6 protein-coding genes are annotated in these 6,265 nt (G+C 75.9%); 2 read left to right on the top strand and 4 right to left on the bottom strand.

All coding sequences use genetic code 11. From position 1 onward, the window contains the following. The first annotated feature begins 304 nt into the window (after nucleotides 1-304). Entirely contained in the window at nucleotides 305-712 is a 408-nt protein-coding gene (locus tag ACFV0O_RS38290; protein ID WP_360253523.1) for a YciI family protein, read from the top strand. An 8-nt stretch (nucleotides 713-720) separates the two neighbouring features. Continuing rightward, nucleotides 721-1,878, top strand: a complete 1,158-nt coding sequence (locus ACFV0O_RS38285) for an RNA polymerase sigma factor (protein WP_380348950.1) — start codon at nucleotides 721-723, stop codon at nucleotides 1,876-1,878. A gap of 39 nt (nucleotides 1,879-1,917) precedes the next feature. Here the strand turns inward: ACFV0O_RS38285 and ACFV0O_RS38280 are convergent, their stop codons facing one another. From ACFV0O_RS38280 to ACFV0O_RS38265, 4 genes are all read right to left on the bottom strand, one after another. After that, complete coding sequence (locus ACFV0O_RS38280) at nucleotides 1,918-3,228, bottom strand: DUF58 domain-containing protein (RefSeq protein ID WP_380348943.1); 1,311 nt, start codon at nucleotides 3,226-3,228, stop codon at nucleotides 1,918-1,920. Between the two features lie 100 nt (nucleotides 3,229-3,328). After that, complete coding sequence (locus tag ACFV0O_RS38275) at nucleotides 3,329-4,342, bottom strand: AAA family ATPase (RefSeq protein WP_380348941.1); 1,014 nt, start codon at nucleotides 4,340-4,342, stop codon at nucleotides 3,329-3,331. After that, nucleotides 4,339-5,553: a DUF4350 domain-containing protein gene (locus tag ACFV0O_RS38270; protein WP_380348939.1), complete on the bottom strand. Its 1,215-nt coding sequence runs from the start codon at nucleotides 5,551-5,553 to the stop codon at nucleotides 4,339-4,341. The genes ACFV0O_RS38275 and ACFV0O_RS38270 overlap by 4 nt, the downstream gene beginning before the upstream one ends. Further along, nucleotides 5,550-6,263, bottom strand: a complete 714-nt coding sequence (locus ACFV0O_RS38265) for a DUF4129 domain-containing protein (RefSeq protein WP_380348937.1) — start codon at nucleotides 6,261-6,263, stop codon at nucleotides 5,550-5,552. The genes ACFV0O_RS38270 and ACFV0O_RS38265 overlap by 4 nt, the downstream gene beginning before the upstream one ends. Nucleotides 6,264-6,265 lie beyond the last annotated feature (2 nt).

Raw genomic sequence — 6,265 nt, 5'->3', positions numbered from 1 at the left:
CTGCAGGGGGGACCCTGTGGGAGAGTAGGACGCCGCCGAACAACCTTTGTGAAGAACCCCCATCCGGATTCCGGATGGGGGTTCTTTGCGTTTCCGGGGCACGTGTTTCCGGGGCGAACGCCGGAGCCCATCGGAGCCGGCCGATGCGCACGGGCGCCGGTGGGAGTCCTGGCGGCTCCGGCGGGAGGGGCTGCGGGGGAGGATCACGAAAATCTTGGTCGACCGTGTCGAGAACCCGTGGCCGGCTTCGTCCCCGGGGTGAACGCGGCCACAATGGGTGGCACCAGCACGAGGGAGAAGCACGATGGCCAAGTACCTGATGCTCAAGCACTACCGGGGTGCCCCGGACGCGGTCAACTGCGTGCCGATGGACCAGTGGACGCCGGAGGAGATCTCCGCGCACATCCGGTACATGCAGGACTTCGCGGCCCGGCTGGAGAAGACCGGCGAGTTCGTCGACGGTCAGGCGCTCGCACCCGAGGGCACCTGGGTGCGGTACGACGGCGAGGGCCGTCCGCCGGTCACCGACGGTCCGTTCGCGGAGACCAAGGACCTGATCGCCGGCTGGATGGTGATCGACGTGGACAGCTACGAGCGGGCCCTGGAGCTGGCCGGCGAGCTGTCGGCCGCGCCGGGGGCCGGCGGGAAGCCGATCCACGAGTGGCTGGAGCTGCGTCCGTTCCTGGCCGCGCCGCCCACCATCACGGAGTGACCTTTCCGATGGACGAGGCCCTGCTCCGGAGCCTCACGCCGAGCGTGCTCGGGATCCTCGTCCGCCGCGGAGCGGATTTCGCGGCGGCCGAGGACGCCGTCCAGGAGGCGTTGGTCGAGGCGGTGCGCGTCTGGCCGGCCGGTCCGCCCCGGGATCCCAAGGGCTGGCTGGTCACGGTCGCCTGGCGGAAGTTCCTCGACGCGGCCCGGTCGGACACCGCCCGCCGCCGGCGGGAGGATCTGGTCGACCAGGAGCCGGGTCCGGGGCCGGCGGCCGAGGTGGACGACACGCTCCAGCTCTACTTCCTGTGCGCCCACCCGTCGTTGACGCCGTCGTCCGCGGTCGCGCTCACCCTACGGGCGGTGGGCGGTCTGACCACCCGCCAGATCGCCCGGGCCTACCTGGTGCCCGAGGCGACCATGGCCCAGCGCATCAGCCGGGCCAAGCGCACCGTGTCCGGCGTGCGGTTCGATCAACCCGGAGATCTCTCCACGGTGTTGCGCGTCCTCTACCTGGTGTTCAACGAGGGCTACTCCGGGGACGTCGACCTCGCCGCCGAGGCCATCCGGCTCACCAGACGGCTGGCGGCTGCGAGCGACCATCCCGAGGTGGCGGGGCTGTTGGCCCTGATGCTGCTTCACCACGCCCGGCGGGCCGGCCGGACCGGGCCCGACGGCAGCCTGGTCCCGCTGGCCGAGCAGGACCGCGGTCGGTGGGACACCGGGTTGATCGCCGAGGGGGTTGGGATCCTCCGGACTGCGCTGGCCCGTGACCGGCTGGGCGAGTTCCAGGCACAGGCCGCCGTCGCGGCGTTGCACGCCGACGCCCCCACCGCCGCCGAGACGGACTGGGTGCAGATCGTCGAGTGGTACGACGAGCTGGTGCGGCTGACGGACAGTCCGGTCGTGCGGTTGAACCGCGCGGTGGCGGTCGGTGAGGCGGACGGGCCGCGGGCCGGGCTGGCGGCGCTCGCGGAGCTGGACGACGCACTGCCCCGGTACACGGCGGTGGCGGCGTACCTCCACGAGCGCGACGGGGACCCGGGGACGGCGGCACGCCTGTACGCGGAGGCGGCGCACAAGGCGGCGAACCTGGCCGAGCGCGAGCATCTGACCCGTCAGGCGGCCCGGCTCAACGCGGGTCCGAACGCCGGTCGGCCCCGCTGAGGGGACCCGAGGGGTCCCGAGGGGCCGGCCGGGGCGGGGTCAGAGCCGGCCCGCGGCCTTCAGCGCCAGGTAGGTGTCGGCCAGGGCCGGGGCGATCTGTGCGGGCGGGGCGTCGAGCACGGTGACGCCGTGGCGGGTGAGGTGTTCGGCGGTGGCGCGGCGGTCGGCACGGGTCTGCTCGGCGGCCGCGGCGCCGTAGACGGCCTCGACGGTGCCGCGGCCGGCGGCGAGGACGTCCAGCCGCGGGTCGGCGACGGAGGCGAGGACGACCTCGTGGCGTTTGGTGAGCAGCGGCAGCAGCGGGCGCAGGCCGTCCTCGACCGGGGCCGCGTCGAGGCCGGTGAGCAGGACGATCAGTGAGCGCTGCGGTGCCATCTTGAGGGCGGTGGAGACCAGCGAGCGCATGTCGGTCTCGTGTAGCGCGGGCTCCAGGTCGGCCATCGCGTTGGTGAAGGCGGGCAGGACCTCGTGGGCGGAGCAGCCGGCCACGGCGGCGCGCTTGTGGAGGTCGTGGGCGAGCAGGTCGACGCGGTCGCCGGCGCGGGTGGCGAGGGCGCTCAGCAGCAGGGCGGCGTCGAGGGCGGCGTCCAGGCGGGGGGCGTCGCCGACGCGGCCGGCCGAGGTGCGGCCGGTGTCGAGGACGACGAGGATGTGCCGGTCGCGTTCGGGGCGCCAGGTGCGGACGGCGACGGTCGTGCGGCGGGCGCTGGCGCGCCAGTCGATGGAGCGGACGTCGTCGCCGGGCAGGTACTCGCGCAGGGAGTCGAACTCGGTGCCCTGGCCGCGGGTCAACACCGAGGTGCGGCCGTCGAGTTCGCGCAGGCGGGCGAGCCGGGAGGGCAGGTGCTTGCGGCTGGCGAACGGGGGCAGCGCGCGGACCGTCCACGGGACGAGGTGCGAGCCCTGGCGGGCGGCGAGGCCGAGCGGGCCGAACGAGCGGACCGTGACCCGGTGGGCGTGGTGGTCGCCGCGGCGGGTCGGGTCGAGCAGGGTGACGGCCCGGCGCCGTTCGCCGCCGGGCACGGTCAGGGTGTGCCGGGAGGCGGTCTCGGCGGTGCCGGGCCGCCACGCGGACGGGGCCCAGGCGTCGCGGACCAGGGCCCGGAGGGGGCGCCCGGACGGATTGGTGACGGTCAGTTCGACCGAGGCGGGTTCGCTGAGCCGGACGGTGGTGTCGCCGCCCCGGCCGAACCGCAGCTCGCGGACGGGGGCGGCGAGCACCAGGTCGGCCACGACGGCGAGCAGGACCGTGCCGGTGACCAGCCAGATCCCGGTCGCCGACGGCAGCAGCAGGCCCACGACGAGCGCGCCGAGCGCGGCGAGCAGGGCGGTTCGCCCGGTGAGGGCCATGCGGTGCGCTCCTTCGGTGACCCGTCGTCCGGAGGCCCGTGACGGGAACGGGCGGCGGGCGGCGGGCGATGGATCGGGAGGGTCGGGCTGATCGGGTGGATCAGCGGGGTGCGGGCGTCTGGGCGAGGACGGCCTGGATGACGGAGTCGGCGGTGACGCCCTCCATCTCGGCCTCGGCGCGCAGCGCGACCCGGTGCCGCAGGGTGGGCAGGGCGAGCGCCTTCACGTCGTCGGGGGTGACGTAGTCGCGGCCGGCCAGCCAGGCCCAGGCGCGGGAGGCGGCGAGCAGGGCGGTGGCGCCGCGCGGGGAGACGCCGATGGACAGCGACGGGGACTGCCGGGTGGCGCGGCAGAGGTCGACGATGTAGGCGAGGACCCCGGGGGAGACGGTCAGTTTGGCGATCTGCTCACGGGCGGCGGCGAGGTGCTCGGGCCCGGCGACCGGGCGGACGCCGGCCGCGGCGAGGTCGCGGGGGTCGAAGCCGGCGGCGTGCCGGGAAAGGACCTGGAACTCCTGGTCGCGGTCGGGCAGCGGCAGGATCAGCTTGAGCAGGAAGCGGTCCAGCTGGGCCTCGGGCAGCGGGTAGGTGCCCTCGTACTCGACCGGGTTCTGGGTCGCGGCGACCATGAACGGCGCGGGCAGCGCGCGCGGCTCGCCGTCGACCGTGACCTGGCGCTCCTCCATGGCCTCCAGCAGGGCGGCCTGGGTCTTCGGCGGGGTGCGGTTGATCTCGTCGGCGAGCAGCAGGTTGGTGAAGACCGGGCCGGGCTGGAAGGAGAACTCGGAGGTGCGGGCGTCGTAGACGAGCGAGCCGGTGACGTCGCCCGGCATCAGGTCGGGGGTGAACTGGATGCGCTTGGTCTCCAGGCTGAGCGCGGTGGAGAGGGTGCGGATCAGCAGGGTCTTGGCGACGCCGGGGACGCCCTCCAGCAGGACGTGGCCGCCGCACAGGAGTGCGACCACCAGGCCGGTGACGGCGGCGTCCTGACCGACCACGGCCTTGCCGATCTCGGCGCGCAGGGCGGTCAGCGCGGCCCGCGGGTCGGTGCTGCCGGGGGTGGCGGTCGCCGGGGCGGGGACGGCGCGGAGCTGGGCGGTTGCCTGGTCGGTCACGGGTTCCGAACCTGCCTTTCGAGGGCGTCGAGGTCGTCGGCGAGCCGCAGCAGTGCGGCGTCGTCGGTCGGGGGCGGGCCGAACAGCAGGGCCCGGACGTCCCCGGCGGGCCGGCCGGGGAGCCGGTCGGCCACGGCCGCGCAGAGTGCGTCGGTGTCGGGTGCGCCGGCCCGGAGCGGGACGCCCAGGGCCGGGGCGAGGCGGTGGGCGGTCGCGCCGCGCAGGGCCTCGGCGGCGTGGCCGCGGGCCCTGGCCCGCCGGTAGAGGCGGGCACGACCCTCGGTGGTCTCGGAGGCGCGGACCACCACGGGCAGGGCCTCGCTGACCACCGGGCCGAGCCGGCGGCCGCGCCAGAGGGCGGCGAGCACGGCGGCGACCACGAGTTGGTAGTAGGCCCAGTGCCAGCCGCTCGGGATGAAGTCCTCAAGGGTCTTGTGGCCGGCGCCCTCGGCGAGCGGGGCGGTGTAGTCCGGCAGGTGCCAGGTGAGGTGCGGCTGCGAGCCGAGCAGGCCGAGGGCGAGGGACGCGTCGCCGTCGGTGGCGAGCTTCTCGTTCTGCAGGAACGCGCCGCTGCCGAGCACGATGACGTCGCCGGCGCCGGCCGGGGTGCTGACCAGCGGGTAGCCGTGGCCGCGCGGGTAGCAGCCCTGGCCGCGGCTGCCGCTGGTGTAGAGCATGCCGCCCAGGTGGGCGCTGCCGGCCCGGGTGGCCTCGACGAGCGGGCAGTCCGCTGCGGTGCTGCGGACGGAGGCGTAGCCGCCGCCGTCCTCGGACGGCCGGATGCCGGGGGCGAGCGCGGTGAGTGCGGTCGGGCCCGGGGCGATCAGGACCAGCCTCCGGTGTCCGGCGGCCGCGACGGCGCGCAGCTGGGCGGGGTCGAGCAGGTCCGGTTCGGGCAGCACGAGTGTGTCGGGGCCGGCCGGGCTGCCGGTCGGGTCGGTGGTGAACTCGGCCTTGAGGCCCTGCTGTTCGAGCAGCGTGACGACGGCGTGGGCGCCGTCGGCGTCGTACGAGCGGGGGTCGAGCGGCGGGTACCGGTGGTCCTGGCCGAGGGAGGTCACGGCGACGGCGCCGATCAGCAGGGCGGCGAGGAAGGCCAGGTACCAGCGGGCCCGGCGCCACAGGCCGCGGGCCGTGGGGGCGAGGCTGGTCGGGGCGGCGCCGGCCGGCGCCTCGGCCGCGGGCGACGGCGCGGGGGCGGTGGCGGTCATGCCGTTCCTCCCGGGGCCTGGGGCGGGGTCGAAGCGGACGCGGCGGGGGCCGCCGCGCCGGGCGTGAGCACCGGGCGGGTGCGCTCCAGCGTCCGGTCGAGCTCGTGCAGCAGGCGGTACGCGGCCTGGTCGGCGGTGCGCTCGCCGTACGTGATGTCGTCGAAGGTGCGGGCGGCCGCGTGCAGTGCGGCGGCGTGCTCGGGCAGCGCCCGGCCTGCCTCGTCGGCGGCCTCGTCCGCGGTGCGGCCGGGGCGGGAGTCGAGCAGGGTGCGCTCCTCCAGGCCCCGGACGAGGGCCCGCATCTGCTCGCGGACGGCGTCGGCCCAGCGCCCGGCGGCGGCATGCCCGGCGGCGTCCGCCCGGTACTGCGCGGCGCTGCGCGGGCCCTCGACCCCGTACACGTCCCCGGTGGTGCGGGCGGCGCGCCCGGGCGCGCCGAGGCGCCACCAGAGCGCGGCGCCGATCAGCACCGCGACGACCAGGAAGAGCACCAGGCCGGTGGTGCCGCTCGTGCCGTCGCCGGAGATGCTGCCGAGCGCGCCGGAGACGTGGTCCCAGAACCAGTCCACGGCCCGCTGCAGGATCGACGGGTCGTTCTTGTGGTACTCGGCGTTGAGCAGCTCGTCCCGGGCGGCGTCGCGCGCGGGATCGCGCGGGACGGTGACCGGGGCGCCGCCCGCGGCGAGGAGCCTGTCCCCCCAACTAGGCATCC

Source organism: Kitasatospora sp. NPDC059577, assembly GCF_042735475.1.
GTDB lineage: Bacteria > Actinomycetota > Actinomycetes > Streptomycetales > Streptomycetaceae > Kitasatospora.
The sequence above is the reverse complement of the archived record's forward strand: the minus strand, read 5'-3'. Positions and strand labels throughout refer to the sequence as shown.